Below are 14,023 nucleotides of genomic sequence, written 5' to 3'. Positions count from 1 at the left end.
CCTGCCACGCCATCGGGATGTGGCGCGCAGGGTGGGACAGGAGGGCTGCTGCGATATGCCGCTTTATCCCGTCATCCTAATGCGGCAAGGGAGCGCCGCGGCAGGGCTTGACGGCAGCGTCGGAGGCAACCCACCTTGTACGTGTATGTATGCGTGCGCGCACGCGAGGGGCAGACCGGATCAGAGAATGCAGCTTGTCATCGTAGAATCGCCGGCCAAGGCGAAAACCATCGAGAAGTACCTGGGCAAGGACTACAAGGTCCTCGCCAGCTACGGCCACGTCCGCGACCTTCCTCCCAAGGATGGATCGGTTCGCCCGGACGAGGGCTTCGAGATGGATTGGGAGCTCTATGGCGACAAGCAGCGCCAGGTTAAGGCGATCACGGACGCCGCCAAGGGTGCCGACCGGCTGATCCTCGCAACTGACCCTGATCGCGAAGGGGAGGCGATCTCGTGGCACGTGCGTGAATTGCTGGCGAAGCGCAAGGCGCTGCCCAAGGACGTGCAGCGCGTCACCTTCAACGCCATCACCAAGGACACCGTAACGAAGGCGATGACCCAGCCGCGCGAGCTGGATCAGGACCTGATCGACGCCTATCTCGCCCGCCGCGCTCTCGACTACCTCTTCGGCTTCACGCTTTCGCCGGTGCTGTGGCGCAAGCTGCCGGGGGCGAAGTCTGCCGGCCGCGTCCAGTCCGTCGCCTTGCGGCTGATCGTCGACCGCGAGCGTGAGATCGAGGCGTTCAGGCCGCAGGAATACTGGTCCGTCGCGGCGCTCATGGCGCATGACGGAACCGACTTCACGGCCAAGCTGGTCACGTTCGACGGCCAGAAGCTCGACCGCCTGAGCCTTGGCGACGAAGGCACCGCCATGCGCGCGAAGGCCGCCGTCGAGCAGGGCGCCTTCAAGGTCGAGGGGGTCGAGACGAAGCCCCATCGGCGCAATCCGCAGCCGCCTTTCACGACATCGACCCTGCAGCAGGAGGCCGCGCGCAAGCTCGGCTTTTCTGCCAGCCAGACCATGCGCGTGGCGCAGACGCTTTATGAGGCCGGCGCCATCACTTACATGCGTACGGACGGCGTGCAGATGGACCCGAGCGCGATCTCGGCCTGCCGATCCGCAATTTCGGAGCGCTTCTCCGGCCACTACCTGCCGGAACAGCCCCGCCACTATGCAACCAAGGCGAAGAACGCGCAGGAAGCGCACGAAGCGATCCGCCCTACGGACTTCACAAAGGAGCGCCATGGCTCCGGCGACGAGGCGCGTCTCTACGATCTGATCTTCAAGCGTGCGATGGCCAGCCAGATGGCCTCGGCCGCGCTGGAACGCACGACCATCACCCTGCGCGATGGCACTGGCCGCAACGAACTGCGCGCGACCGGGCAGGTCGTGAAGTTCCCGGGCTTCCTGGCGGTCTACGAGGAAGGGCAGGACAACAAGACCGAGGACGACGAGAGCGGTCTTCTTCCGTTCATGCAGGCAGGCGACATGCCGGCCAAGAAGGACGTCAGCGCCGAGCAGCATTTCACGCAGCCCCCGCCGCGCTACTCCGAAGCGAGCCTGGTGAAGCGGCTTGAGGAACTCGGCATCGGTCGTCCTTCGACGTACGCGGCCACGATCCAGGTCATCAAGGACCGCAATTACGTCCGGACGGAAAAGAACCGTTTCTTTGCTGAGGAATCGGGCCGTCTCTTGACATCGTTCCTCGAGCGCTTCTTCCCGCGCTACGTGGCCTACGAGTTCACCGCCGGAATGGAGGATGAACTCGATGACGTGTCAGGCGGCCGCCAGGAATGGAAGGCCCTGCTCGAAGCCTTTTGGCGCGACTTCAAGCCGAAGTCCGACGAGGTCATGGAGAAGAAGCCTTCGGAAGTGACCGAGGCGCTGGACGAGTTCCTGTCCGACTACCTTTTTCCGCCCAAGGATGACGGCAGCGATCCGCGCCTGTGCCCCAAGTGCGGCGACGGGCGGCTTGCCCTGCGCGGCGGACGCTACGGCGCCTTCGTCGCCTGTTCCAATTATCCCGAGTGCAAGTACACCCGGAAGTTCGCGCAGCCCGGCGGCACTGCCGATGCGGGCGAGGACGAAGCGCTGGGCAAGGACCCGGAGACCGGGGAGGATATCGTGCGTCGCTCGGGCCGCTTCGGGCCATACATCCAGTTGGGTGAAGGGAAGGAAGCGAAGCGCGCAAGCATTCCCAAGGACATCGACGAGCTGACGCTGGACTGGGCAATAAAGCTGCTCAGCCTTCCGCGCACCATCGGCCAGCACCCTGAAAGCGGGAAGGACATCACGGCCAGTATCGGCCGCTACGGTCCGTACCTGGCACATGACGGCAAGTACGCGCGTCTGCGCAGTACCGCTGAAGTCTTTGACACCGGCATGAACGCGGCCGTTTCTCTGCTGGCCGACGCCGCCAACCGGGGCGGCGCCGCTTCGCGGACCAAGGCCGAGCCGATCAAGGAACTTGGCGCTCATCCGACCACCGGTGGCGAGATCAAGGTGCTTGCGGGGCGTTACGGGCCCTACGTGACGGATGGCACGACCAACGCCACGCTCCCGCGCGACCAGAAGCCAGAGGACCTCACCGTGGAGCAGGCCATCACCCTGATCGACGAAAAGGCGGCGAAGGGGCCTGCGAAGGGCAAGAAGAAGGCGGCGCCGAAGAAGGCTGCGGCCAAGAAGGCACCCGCCAAGAAGGCCCCTGCCAAGAAGGAGGGGGCAACGAAGGCGCCTGCCAGGAAGGCGCCTGCCAGGAAGACCAAGGAGGCTGCGGAATGAGCGATAAGGTTGCCAAGCACAAGCAGCCGTGGAAGCCGGAAGAGCTGCAGAAGCTTCAGACCCTCGCCGGAAAGGGAAAGGGCCTGAAGGAGATCGCCAAGGCGCTCAACCGCACCGAGGAATCCACCAAGGATGCGGCGCGCCAGCATGGGATGACCATCTCGAAGGCACGATAAGAGGCATTCCCGGTCGCGGCCGGGGCGGCTTCTCAGCTGCGCTTGCCGTTCGCCGGTTGCGGGGTCGGCGTCCGGTTGGGCTTGCCGACCGGCGGCGGCACCGAGATTGTGGGGGCGGGCAGGGGCTTTGGCACCAGACGGAGCGGCACCGGCGTGCCTGCGGGTGTCGCTTCAGCCGGTTTTGGTGTCTTCACCGGCCGCACGCCGCTCTCGATCAGGAGGGTCGCCACGCTTTCGGCGGTGGCTTCCATGCCGGCCCGGTTCAGGTGCCACTGTAGTCCCTGACGGCCATCGTAGCCTTCCGGTGAGCCGATCATCCACGGTTCCTCATCGCACGGTGTGTGCGACGCCGACGCGACGTCCATCCTGGCGAGCATTGCACCATGAGCCTGCGCCACGCGGGCGGTGATTTCGGACAGTCGCCGTCCAATTTCACGCACGGTAGCGGCGTCCGCTTCATTCACCGGCGTCACGGCACACAGCTTGCCGGGGGCCGGAAGCGGGGTGAGATACTGGACGAAGACGATGCGGGCCTGCGGAGCGGTGGTTCTGATCCGCCGCGCGATCTCGTTCAGCTGCGCCTCGTCACGAACGTAGTCTGCTTCGCTTGGCACGTATACTGGTCCGCAGGCCCGACCCTTGGAGCCCTGCGTGGCGATGACCCGGGCGTTGAAGGCGCAGGTCGCGGAAAAGAGATTGCCGATATACGACAGGTCATTGCCGCCGATGGTGATCGTGACCAGCCGCGTCTCCCGCGTGACGCTGTTGATCTGAGGCGGGACCTCGGCCCAGGGGCCAAGGACGTGATCCGTCGTCGCGCCGGAGCACGAGCGGTCGATCAGTTCCATGCCGAAACGCGCGGCGAGGAGGGTGGGGTAATTGCTGAAGCTCTGCCCGCAGCGTGCCGGCCAGCTGGGCTTCGCCGGCGGCAGTTGCGGGCCCGCCGCGAAGGACGACCCGATGGCAACGTAGCGTTGCCCGGCCAGGTTTTCAGCAGCCGCAACCGGCGCCGGGTTCTCTGCGGCGGCAGCAGTCGTGAGAGGCGCGGCGCAGGCGCACAGCAGGGCGGCCGTGAGCCATGCGCCTGCAAGGGGTCGCTTCATTACTTCACCCAGTCCAGGCCGATTTCTTCGTAGATGTCCTTGGTTTCGGCCCAGTTCTCTTCGACCTTCACGTGAAGGAAAAGATGGACCTTCTGCCCCAGCACCTCGGTCAGCTCCTTGCGTGCCGCCTCGCCGATGGCCTTGATCCGGGCTCCCCGCTTTCCCAGCACGATGGCCCGCTGGCCGTCGCGCGCGACGACGATCTGCTGGCGGATCTCGACCGAACCGTCCTTGCGCTGCGTGTAGGCTTCAGGGCGGACGGCGGCGTCGTAGGGCAGTTCCTCATGAAGCTGGCGGTAAAGCTGCTCACGGGTGATCTCGCAGGCGAGGAGGCGCTCGCTGGCATCGGACACCTGATCTTCCGGATAGTGCCACGGGCCCTCCGGCATCAGCCGGGCAAGCCAGGACTTGAGTTCCGGTATGCCGTCGCCGGTCAACGCCGACACGAAAAACACTTCGTCGAACGTGACTTCGGCGGTGAATTCCTGCGCCAGTTGCAGCAACTTCTCCTTGGCACCGGCGTCCACCTTGTTCAGCACCAGAACCTTGCGCTCGGGCCGGTCCTTCAGCGTCTCCAGCAGCGGCATGAGTTCGTGGCGGCGCAGCTTCACCGTGTCTACGATCAGGAGGAGAGCGTCGGCTTCCTGCGCGCCCTCCCAGGCCGCGGCGACCATGGCGCGGTCGAGGCGGCGCTTGGGAGCGAAGATGCCGGGGGTATCCGCCAGGATGATCTGGGCGTCCCCCTCAAGCGCAATGCCGAGAAGGCGTGCGCGCGTGGTTTGCGCCTTGGCCGAGGTGATCGCCACCTTTTGGCCGACAAGGGCGTTGACGAGCGTGGACTTGCCCGCATTGGGCGCGCCGATGACGGCGACGAGACCGCAGTGTTGGGTCATCCGAATTTCCTCATGAATTCTTCTGCTGCACGTGTTTCCGCGTCCTGCTTGGAATGCGCAGTGGCCTGTGCCGCTCCCACGTTGTGGACGGAAACCTCGACCGTGAAGCGTGCAGCGTGATCTGGACCGGAGCGGTCCACAAGCGTGTATTCGGGCATGCGCCGCCGATTCCCGGCGGCCCACTCCTGAAGGGCGGACTTGGGATGCTTGCGCTTGCCGGTCTTGCCCTGAAGCGTGTCCTCCCACATCCGCAGCACCATGTCCCGGGCGGCAGGGAAACCGCGCTCGGTAAAGCAGGCGCCGATCAGCGCCTCCATCACGTCGCCCAGGATGTTGTCGGAATCCTCTCCTCCGTCATCGCGGGCCTGTTTGCCCAGACGAATGTGAGGGCCAAGGCCGATCTCGCGCGCGATCATGGCGCAGGTGGCACGGCTGACGAGGGCATTGAGCCGCTGCGAAAGGCGGCCTTCCGCCTCGTCGCTGTTGCGGAACAGCCATTCGGCGACGGAGAGGCCGAGAACCCGGTCGCCCAGGAACTCGAGCCGTTCGTAATTGCGCTTCTCGCCGGTGGAGCCGTGCGTGAGCGCGGACTGCCAAAGGGCCGCATCGATCGGCTCGTAGCCGGCGTGCTTGATCAGGAAGTCGCGGGTCTTGCCTTCAAGCACTCAGATCACGCTCCCGATGCGGCTCCACCGAGCGGCGGTGAACCAGGTCCACGGCTTGATCCATTCGGCCGAGCCGTCGGTGGAGAACATCATGAGCGCGGCCTTGCCGACCAGATTGGCTTGGGGAACCATTCCCACGCCGCCGCCTTCGACGGGCGGGAAACGGCTGTCCATCGAGTTGTCCCGATTGTCGCCCATCAGGAACAGATGACCCTCGGGCACGACGAAGACCCCGGTGTCGTCCTGCGGCGTGGCGGCCATGTCGAGCACGTTGTAGCTCTTGCCGTTCGGCAGTGTTTCACGGAACTGCGGGTAGGCGCAGACTTCCCTGCTATCGAGCACCTTCTCGAAGCCGGGGCCGCAATCCGTGTTGGGGCTGACGGGGACCACGAAGTCGGCGACCTTCACCTTGGGTACGGAGGTGCCGTTGATCCAAAGCTGGCCGCCCTTCATCTGGATCTCGTCACCGGGCAATCCGATCACGCGCTTGATGTAGTCGACGTCGTTCTGCGGTGGAGCCTTGAAGATCACGACATCGCCCCGCTCCGGCTGGCTCGCGAGGATGCGGCCGGGGATCAGCGGAAGGCTGAAGGGCAGCGAATACTTCGAGTAGCCATAGGACCACTTCGTGGCGAACAGGTAATCGCCGGTCAGGAGCCGCGGCAGCATGGATTCGCTCGGGATGTTGAAGGGCGAGATGATGAAGCTGCGCAGCACCGCGACTCCGAGCACCAGCCAGAAAAGGAAGGAGAAGAAGTTCTCGTCCTTCTTGGGCTTGGCAGCGGGTTTTCCGGTATCAGTGCCAGGTGCTTCGATCTTGGTCGCGCTGTGGGTGTCGCTCATGGGTCAAACCCTTGCTCACGCGGGCACCGTTCCGTCAAGAGTGATCCAGACCAACCTTTGACCCGCATCGATAAATGCACAGGCCGGGCTTGGTTTTCGCGGCCCCGGAACGCATAAGGCGGGCCGAAACGCCTTAGAAGGAGATGCGTGGCATGAGCGAAGCGGTGTGGAACAAGCTGCAGGGCCTCGACAAGCCGACTCTGAAGCAGCTTTTCGATGCCGACTGCTCGCGGCTCGACAGGCTGGCGACCCGGTTCGACCTCGGTGAGGAGGAGAACTCCACCGGCATCCTCTTCGACTGGTCCAAGAGTCATCTCGATGCCCCTCACATCGCCCTGTTCGAGGAACTCGCGGCAGAGATGGACTTCGCGGGACGTCGGTCGGCGCTGTTCGACGGCGGCATCGTCAACCCGACCGAAGGGCGTGCCGCCGAGCATACGGCGCAGCGCGGAATCGGCAAGGAAGACAGCGTCAGGACGGCCGCGGAAAACCACCACCGCATGGCAGCGATCGTGGAGGCCATTCACCGGGGGGCGATGGGTGAGGTCAAACACCTCATCCATGTGGGGATCGGCGGGTCGGCCCTTGGACCGGCGCTGGCGATCGATGCCCTCGCCCGCGAGGGGGCCATGGTGGATGTGCATGTCGTCTCTAACATCGACGGTTGTGCACTGGAGCAGGCTTTCGCCCGATGCGACCCGGCCACGACGATGCTTGCGATCGCCTCAAAGACGTTCACCACGATCGAGACGATGACGAATGCCGACAGCGTTCTCATCTGGCTGCGCGAAAACGGAATAGAGGATCCCTATGGCCGTGTGGTGGCCCTCACGGCCGCGCCGGAAAAGGCGATCGAGTGGGGCGTTGACGAAACCCGCATCCTGCCGTTCTCGGAAAGCGTGGGCGGTCGGTACTCGCTGTGGTCGTCGATCGGCTTCCCTGTGGCGATGGCCCTGGGCTGGCCCGACTTCGCGGAGTTCCTCGACGGCGCGGCCGCCATGGACCTGCATTTCCGGGACACGGATGGCGCGGCCAACCTGCCCCTGCGCGCCGCCTTCGCGGACCAGTACTACACCCGCCTGCGTGGCTGCCAGACACGCGCGGTCTTTGCGTATGACGAGCGTCTGAGCCTGCTGCCGGACTACCTGCAGCAGCTGGAAATGGAGTCGAACGGCAAGTCGGTGAAGTTGGACGGCTCGCCGGTGGACGGTCCCACTGCACCGATCACCTGGGGCGGCGTCGGCACGGATGCGCAGCATGCGGTGTTTCAGCTGCTGCATCAGGGCACCAACCTGGTGCCGGTGGACTTCATAGCCTCGATCGCTCCCGGTCACGATCTCGCGAGCGATCATCACCGCATCCTGCTTTCCAACTGCTTCGCGCAAGGTGCGGCGTTGATGGCGGGCAAGGCGAGCGAGGATCCGGCGCGGGTTTATCCAGGCGACCGACCTTCGGCGACAATCCTGGTGGATGACCTGACACCGGCCACCTTCGGGGCACTGATCGCCTTCCATGAGCACCGCACCTTCGCCAACGCAGTGCTCATGGGGATCAATCCCTTCGACCAGTTCGGCGTGGAATTGGGCAAGGAAATCGCAAAGCAGATCGAGCAGGGGGAGGCCCATTTCGACCCCTCAACCATGGCGCTGCTCTCGCTTGCCGGCATCGGCTGACCGGTGGTCCCGGGCGGCCGGGGCGGTCTACCTGAAACGTAGCGGGCCTCATCAGGTGCGGAACGCGAGACCTTCGTCCCGGCCTGGCTGACGGGGCCGCGTTCCGGCCGCCGCCGGTCCGGAAACGCTCTGGATCAGCCGGGCAAGGAGCGCCTTGCCGTGATCCCAGCTGCCAAGTCCCGAGTCTGCGTTGATGTGACCCGCGTCGCCCGCATCGACGAGGGTGCTGCCCCAACGTCGGGCCAGGCTCTTCGCCGTCTCGAAACCCATCCATGGATCGTTGCGGCTGGCGACGAGCAGCGAAGGGAAGGGCAGCGCCTCGGCGGGTGTGGGGGAAAAACCGGTCAGGCGTTCGTCGCGCGGGAAGAAGTCCACCTCCGGCGGCGCGACCAGCATCGCGCCCACGACCGCGCCAGTCGATACGGGCTGCTCGAACTTGGACCACCAGGCCGTCAGGATGCAGCCAAGGCTGTGGGCGACGATCACGACCGGCCGGTTCGCGCGATATACCGCAAGGTTGAGGCGGTTGATCCATGTGTTGCGATGCGGGTTGTCCCAGCTGCCCAATTCAACGACCTCGCAATCGTCCAACTCTTCGGACCAGCGGCGTTGCCAGTGCCCGGGGCCGCTCCCCTCCAGACCGGGAACGAGCAGGATCAAGGGGCGCTTCGTGTGTTCGGTTTCGTGCAAGCTCGCCATGGGGATCTCCCAATTCGCCGTTGCTGCTATAACTCAATCGTAAAAGTAGAGAAATGCTGTTTGGTTCCCCGGGCCGGGAAGAATGTGTTGACGCCGCTGAAAATCGGGCTCCGCTCCCCGGCGGGTGGCAATCGGAACAACCATGTCCCATATGCGCCCCCGGACCCTAGGGAGCATTTTTCGCATGGCTGACTACGACTACGATCTTTTCACCATCGGGGCAGGTTCTGGCGGTGTCCGGGCCAGCCGGGTCGCGGCCGCGCACGGCGCGCGGGTAGCCGTGGCTGAGGAGCACAGGGTCGGTGGCACCTGCGTGATCCGTGGCTGCGTACCCAAGAAGATGCTCGTCTACGGTGCTCATTTCGCCGAGGATCTCGAGGATGCGACGCACTTCGGCTGGGAGATTTCAGGCTGCACGTTCGACTGGAAGAAGCTTCGCGACAACGTGCTGAGTGATGTTGATCGGCTGAACGGCCTTTATACGCAGACGCTCGAGAACAACAACGTCGAGATCTACCACCAGCGCGCCACGATCACGGGTCCCAACGAGGTCACCCTGGCGAGCGGCGAGAAGAAGACGGCACGTTATATCCTCATCGCCACGGGTGCTCGCCCGCACGTTCCTTCCTGCCCGGGCCATGAGCACGGCATTACATCGAATGAGGCGTTCCACCTTGATGCGATACCCAGGCGCGTTCTGATCGCAGGAGCGGGCTATATCGCCAACGAGTTCGCCGGCATCTTTCACCAGTTCGGGGCCAAGGTCACCCTGATGAACCGGTCTGATCAGTTGCTGCGCGGTTATGACGAGAGCGTGCGTGACCGTCTGCTGCAGATCTCACTCACAAAGGGCATCGACTTCCGTTTCAACGCGGCTTTCGAGAAGATCGAGAAGCAGGAGGACGGCTCGATGCTGGTGTTCATGTCCAACCACGAGCCGCTCGCGGTCGACAGCGTGCTGTTCGCCACCGGGCGCGTACCAAATATCGAAGGTCTTGGTCTTGAAAGTGCCGGAGTCCGGCTGACCGATCGCGGCGCGATCGAGGTCGACGAGAATTCGCGCACGAACGTGCCCAGCATCTATGCCGTCGGCGATGTTACGGATCGCGTCCAGCTTACCCCCGTCGCCATCCGCGAGGGGCAGGCGTTCGCTGACACCCTCTTCGGCAACAAGCCGACGACGGTCGACTATTCCTGCATTCCGTCCGCGGTGTTTAGCCATCCGCCGATTGCCGGCGTCGGATTGACGGAGGCGCAGGCGACGCAGAAGTTCGGATCCGTCAAGGTCTACACGAGCGACTTCCGTCCCATGAAGAACGTTGTCGCGCACCGAAACGAGCGGTCCTTGTACAAGATGGTATGCAATGTGGAGACTGAGAAGATCCTTGGAATTCACATGATCGGGCCGGACGCGCCGGAGATCATGCAGGTCGCCGCCGTGGCCGTTAAGGCGGGGCTTACCAAGGCCGATTTCGATGCCACCGTGGCCATCCACCCGACCATGTCGGAGGAGATGGTGTTGCTCAAGTAAGCAACTAAATTACACGATGGGTGTCCTCAGCGCTTTTCCTGACGGCTGCGCGAAGCTTCGCGCAGCCGCTGCTTTTAATCGGCCGATTAAAAACAGTTGACCTGTGCGTTTCTAGCTGCCTTTACCGCTGTGAGCATTTTCGATGCTGGAACCAGAGCAGGCAAGGGAAGCCGGATGTCAGCCAATATCGCCGAAATGGAGAAGCGCCGGGACGCGGCAAAGCTGGGTGGTGGGCAAAAGCGCATCGATGCGCAGCACGCCAAGGGCAAGCTTACAGCCCGCGAACGCCTCGACGTCCTTCTGGACGAAGGCAGTTTCGAGGAGATGGATCTCTACGTCGAGCATGACTGCGTCGACTTCGGCATGCAGGACCAGAAGATCCCCGGCGACGGCGTGGTCACGGGTTCGGGCACGATCAACGGCCGCCTCGTCTATGTGTTCAGCCAGGATTTCACCGTTTTCGGCGGATCGCTCTCGGCGCGTCACGCGCAGAAGATCTGCAAGGTGATGGACGCTGCGCTGAAGGTGGGGGCGCCGGTCATCGGCCTCAACGACTCCGGCGGCGCGCGCATCCAGGAAGGCGTGGCCTCGCTTGGCGGCTATGCCGACGTGTTCCAGCGCAACGTGCTAGCCTCAGGCGTGGTGCCGCAGCTTTCCCTGATCATGGGCCCCTGCGCAGGCGGCGCGGTCTACTCGCCCGCCATGACCGACTTCATCTTCATGGTGAAGGACAGCTCGTACATGTTCGTGACCGGGCCGGACGTCGTCAAGACCGTCACGAACGAAGTCGTCACCCAGGAAGAGCTGGGCGGCGCGGTGACGCACTCCAGCAAGACCTCCGTCTCCGACCTTGCGCTGGAGAACGACATCGAGGCGCTGTTGGCAGCCCGTGACTTCTTCGACTTCCTGCCTTCGTCCAACCGTGACGACGTGCCGGAAAGGCCCACCGCAGACGCCTGGGATCGCCTCGAGCCGAGCCTCGACACCATCATCCCGCCCAGCGCCAACCAGCCTTACGACATGCACGAAGTCATCCGTAAGACGGTCGACGAGGGTGAGTTCTTCGAGCTCCAGCCGCTGCACGCCGGCAACATCATCATCGGCTTCGGCCGTGTCGAAGGCCGCACCGTCGGCATCGTCGCCAACCAGCCGATGGTCCTTGCAGGCGTCCTCGACATCAATTCGTCCAAGAAGGCAGCACGTTTCGTGCGCTTCTGCGATGCGTTCAACATTCCGTTGATCACCTTCGTCGACGTGCCGGGCTTCCTTCCGGGCACGGACCAGGAGCACAACGGTATCATCAAGCATGGGGCCAAGCTGCTCTTCGCCTACGCCGAAGCCACCGTGCCGAAGATCACGGTCATCACCCGCAAGGCTTACGGCGGGGCGTACGACGTGATGAGCTCCAAGCATCTGCGCGGCGATCTCAACTACGCGTGGCCGACCGCGGAGATCGCGGTGATGGGCGCCAAGGGCGCCGTGGAGATCATCTTCCGCGGCCAGGACGCCGAAGGCATCGCGGCCAAGACCAAGGAATACGAAGACCGCTTCGCCAACCCCTTCGTGGCTGCCAGCCGCGGCTATATCGATGAGGTCATCTACCCGCACTCGACCCGCCGGCGCATCGCGCTCGGCTTGCGCAAGCTGCGCAACAAGGCGCTCGAGAACCCCTGGAAGAAGCACGACAACATTCCGCTCTGAAGCGCGCCGTCATCGACAGGGGCGGGGCGGCAGCCGGGAGTTCAGGCACCGGCGCAACATACAAGGGATTGGAAAGCACGTCATGGAAGACATCTACATCGTCAGCGGCGTTCGCACGGCAGTCGGAGACTTCGGCGGATCGCTCAAGTCGTTCATGCCGGCCGAACTCGGGGGTCTCGTCGCCGCGGAGGCGCTGAAGCGCGCCGGCGTCGAGCCCGAGGCCGTGCAGCACATCGTTATCGGCCAGGTCATGCCGACCAGCGCCCGCGACGAGATGCTCAGCCGCGTGATCGGTATCAACGCCGGCGTGCCGCTCTCGACCCCCGCGCTGACGCTCAACCGCCTCTGCGGCTCCGGCGTCGAGGCGATCGTCTCCGCGGCCCGCGTCATGATGCTGGGCGAGGCGTCCGTGACGCTTGCGGGCGGTGCGGAATCGATGTCCAACGTGCCTTACCACGATCACGGCGTGCGCTGGGGCAGGAAGATGGGCGCCAACACGCAGGAAGACGCGCTGACGCTCGGCCTGTCCGACGCCATCGGCGGCTACCACATGGGTATCACGGCCGAAAATGTGGCGGAGCGTCATTGCGTCTCTCGCGAGGACATGGACGCGCTGTCCGCCACCAGCCATGCCCGCGCGGCGAAAGCCATCGCGGAAGGCCGCTTCAAGGACCAGATCCTTCCGGTCGAGGTGAAGACCCGCAAGGGCGTTACCGTGTTCGACACCGACGAACATGTCAAAGCGGACACCACTGCGGAAATCCTCGCCAAGATGCGCCCGGCATTCAAGAAGGACGGCACTGTCACGGCGGGTAACGCCAGCGGGATCAACGACGGCGCTGCCGCGGTGGTGCTGGCGACCGCTTCCGAGGTCGAGAAGCGAGGCCTCAAGCCCATGGCGCGGATCGTCGCCTGGGGGCATGCCGGCGTTGAGCCCGAATATATGGGCGAAGGCCCCATTCAAGCTGTTCCCATCGCGCTGCAGCGCGCCGGGCTGACGCTTGACCAGATGGACGTCATCGAAAGCAACGAGGCCTTCGCCGCGCAGGCCGCCGCCGTCTCAAAGGCGCTCGGCTTCGACGCGGACAAGGTGAACCCCAACGGCTCGGGCGTCTCGATTGGCCATCCGGTCGGCGCCACGGGCACGATGCTCACCATCAAGTGCATGTACGAGCTGAAGCGCGTGAGCGGTCGCTATGGCCTGATCACGATGTGCATCGGCGGCGGCCAGGGCATCGCCCTCGTCATCGAGAACGCGGGAGCAGGATCGTGAAGCTTGGCCGGATGAACCACATCGGTGTCGCGACGCCGGACCTTGATGCCGCGATCGCGTTCTATCGCGACGTGATGGGCGCCACGGACATCACGGAACCCTTCGTGCTGGAGAGCCAGCAGGTGCGGGTTTGCTTCGTCAACACGCCCGGCGAGAGCGGTACGGCCGGCACGCAGGTGGAGTTGCTGCAGCCCACGACACCCGACTCTGCGGTGGGCAAGTGGCTGGAGAAGAACCCGCTCGGGGGGCAGCATCACATTTGCTACGAAGTGCCCGACATCCACGCCGCGAAGGCGTGGTTCGAGAAGCTGGGCAAGCGCGTTCTGGGGGAGCCGCGCGTGGGCGCGCACGGGACCCTGATCTTCTTCGTCCACCCCAGGGACATGGGCGGCCAGCTGACCGAAATCATGGAAGCGCCCACGCACGAGCACTGAGGCATACGAGGTTCCTCGAAGCCCCGGGGCTTGGAAAAACCTGAACTGACGAAGAACGATCTAGAACAAGAGGCGGATGCTGAAACGGCTTCAGCACCGCGATTTGGCGAGGCAACGCGATGACCGATAAACCCACCTTCGAAAGCTGGCAGGCTGCGGCGGCGAAGGAGGTCAAGGGCAAGGACCTGACCTGGAACACGCCCGAGGGCATCGCGGTGAAACCGCTCTACACCGCCGAGGACGTGACCGT

Annotated in this window: 12 protein-coding genes; 7 read left to right on the top strand and 5 right to left on the bottom strand. The window is 64.3% G+C overall.

Translation table 11 applies throughout. The annotated features are described in order from the left end of the window. The first annotated feature begins 187 nt into the window (after positions 1-187). Both topA and QOL62_RS15070 read left to right on the top strand, forming a co-directional pair. Positions 188-2,782, top strand: coding sequence for a type I DNA topoisomerase (gene topA, locus QOL62_RS15075; RefSeq protein WP_103730318.1), 2,595 nt, complete (start codon positions 188-190; stop codon positions 2,780-2,782). After that, entirely contained in the window at positions 2,779-2,958 is a 180-nt protein-coding gene (locus QOL62_RS15070) for a hypothetical protein (RefSeq protein ID WP_283406869.1), read from the top strand. The genes topA and QOL62_RS15070 overlap by 4 nt, the downstream gene beginning before the upstream one ends. A gap of 32 nt (positions 2,959-2,990) precedes the next feature. Here QOL62_RS15070 and QOL62_RS15065 read toward each other — a convergent pair whose 3' ends face one another. Genes QOL62_RS15065 through lepB form a run of 4 tightly spaced genes read right to left on the bottom strand, consistent with a single transcriptional unit; the run spans position 2,991 to position 6,462 of the window. Next, positions 2,991-4,061 (bottom strand): SGNH/GDSL hydrolase family protein, encoded by a 1,071-nt coding sequence (locus QOL62_RS15065; RefSeq protein WP_283406868.1) that lies wholly within the window; start codon positions 4,059-4,061, stop codon positions 2,991-2,993. Then, positions 4,061-4,954 (bottom strand): GTPase Era, encoded by an 894-nt coding sequence (era, locus tag QOL62_RS15060; RefSeq protein ID WP_103730315.1) that lies wholly within the window; start codon positions 4,952-4,954, stop codon positions 4,061-4,063. The genes QOL62_RS15065 and era overlap by 1 nt, the downstream gene beginning before the upstream one ends. After that, positions 4,951-5,619: a ribonuclease III gene (rnc, locus tag QOL62_RS15055; protein ID WP_103730314.1), complete on the bottom strand. Its 669-nt coding sequence runs from the start codon at positions 5,617-5,619 to the stop codon at positions 4,951-4,953. Before rnc ends, era begins: the two co-directional genes overlap by 4 nt. Further along, positions 5,620-6,462 carry a signal peptidase I gene (gene lepB / locus QOL62_RS15050; RefSeq protein ID WP_283406867.1) on the bottom strand — a complete coding sequence of 281 codons (843 nt, stop codon included), beginning with the start codon at positions 6,460-6,462 and terminating at the stop codon, positions 5,620-5,622. It lies immediately after the preceding gene. Positions 6,463-6,614: 152 nt separating this feature from the next. Here lepB and pgi point away from each other — a divergent pair, with 152 nt between their 5' ends. Further along, positions 6,615-8,135 (top strand): glucose-6-phosphate isomerase, encoded by a 1,521-nt coding sequence (gene pgi, locus QOL62_RS15045; RefSeq protein WP_103730312.1) that lies wholly within the window; start codon positions 6,615-6,617, stop codon positions 8,133-8,135. Positions 8,136-8,186: 51 nt separating this feature from the next. On the opposite strand, the gene QOL62_RS15040 is transcribed toward pgi, so the two are convergent. Further along, entirely contained in the window at positions 8,187-8,834 is a 648-nt protein-coding gene (locus QOL62_RS15040) for an RBBP9/YdeN family alpha/beta hydrolase (RefSeq protein WP_283406866.1), read from the bottom strand. 184 nt (positions 8,835-9,018) lie between these two features. On the opposite strand from QOL62_RS15040, the gene gor reads away from it, so the two are divergent. From gor to mce, 4 genes are all read left to right on the top strand, one after another. Continuing rightward, entirely contained in the window at positions 9,019-10,365 is a 1,347-nt protein-coding gene (gene gor, locus QOL62_RS15035; RefSeq protein WP_283406865.1) for a glutathione-disulfide reductase, read from the top strand. Positions 10,366-10,539: 174 nt separating this feature from the next. Then, entirely contained in the window at positions 10,540-12,066 is a 1,527-nt protein-coding gene (locus tag QOL62_RS15030) for an acyl-CoA carboxylase subunit beta (RefSeq protein ID WP_283406864.1), read from the top strand. 82 nt (positions 12,067-12,148) lie between these two features. Further along, entirely contained in the window at positions 12,149-13,339 is a 1,191-nt protein-coding gene (gene bktB / locus QOL62_RS15025; protein WP_283406863.1) for a beta-ketothiolase BktB, read from the top strand. After that, complete coding sequence (gene mce, locus QOL62_RS15020; protein ID WP_283406862.1) at positions 13,336-13,773, top strand: methylmalonyl-CoA epimerase; 438 nt, start codon at positions 13,336-13,338, stop codon at positions 13,771-13,773. Before bktB ends, mce begins: the two co-directional genes overlap by 4 nt. Positions 13,774-14,023: the final 250 nt, after the last annotated feature.

The organism is Novosphingobium panipatense (assembly GCF_900182875.1).
Classification (GTDB): Bacteria; Pseudomonadota; Alphaproteobacteria; order Sphingomonadales; family Sphingomonadaceae; genus Novosphingobium; species Novosphingobium panipatense.
The sequence above is the reverse complement of the archived record's forward strand: the minus strand, read 5'-3'. Positions and strand labels throughout refer to the sequence as shown.